Here is an 834-nt window from a genome sequence, read left to right as displayed (position 1 = left end):
GTCGATCCGCGTCAGGAAGCGGGTGCGCTGTTCCTCCTTGGACAGGTTCAGGAAGATCTTCACCACCTTGAACCCGTTGTCCGTGAGATAGCGCTCCCAGCGGTTGATCTCCCGGTAGCGCCGGTCCCAGATGTCCTCGCCGAGCACGTGCTCGGCGCGACGCCGGGCGAGGGCGACGCGGAGCTGCCGACGACGCTCGGCTGAGCACGCGGTGACGCGCTCCCGATCACGAGGTTGCTGTCGATATCGGCTCGATGACGACAGCAACCTCGTGCTCGACGCGGACGGCGTCAGACAGGCAGGGGCTCAGGGGGTCGTGGTCCCCAGCGAGTAGGCGCCCGAGCCTGCGTAGGCGTGCACGACGAACCGGTAGTAGCCCGCCGCGCCGTTGTACGTCAGGGACTCGTTGGCCCCCGGCGACGTGGACTGCGCGACCGTCACCCACGAGTACCCGTTCCACTGCTGCAGGTACAGGTCGTAGTCGCTCCCGGCCGGACCCGTGACGCAGCCGCGGTGGGAGCCCGCGGTCGCGGCCGTGTAGTACGACCCGTTCGGCTGCACGGCCGTCGCCCCGGCGGAGAGCGTGCCGGTGTACGTCCGGGCGTAGCCGGTGCATCCGGTCGGGGGCTCGGGGTCGCCGCCCCCGCCGTCGCTCGTGACGAGCGTGAGCCCGTACGCGGAGAGGATCTCCCCGACGGGCTGGAAGTACGTCGTGCCGCCGGAGCTGCAGTTGCCGGACCCGCCCGACGTGACGCCCTGCGCCTGGTTGCCCGCGAGCAACGAGCCGCCGGAGTCGCCCGGCTCGGCGCACACGTTCGTGCGGATGAGGCCGGT

At 70.9% G+C, this 834-nt stretch carries 1 protein-coding gene and 1 pseudogene; both read right to left on the bottom strand.

Annotation, left to right across the window (positions count from 1 at the left end):
* Positions 1-171: pseudogene (locus G3I78_RS46390) on the bottom strand (polyphosphate kinase 2 family protein); the annotation flags it as partial.
* 135 nt (positions 172-306) lie between these two features.
* The coding region (locus G3I78_RS52545) for a trypsin-like serine protease (RefSeq protein WP_164436553.1) at positions 307-834 on the bottom strand (528 nt) is incomplete at its 5' end.

The organism is Streptomyces sp. SID13726, assembly GCF_010548375.1.
Taxonomy (GTDB): domain Bacteria; phylum Actinomycetota; class Actinomycetes; order Streptomycetales; family Streptomycetaceae; genus Streptomyces.
This window is presented reverse-complemented; position numbering and strand designations above follow the sequence as displayed.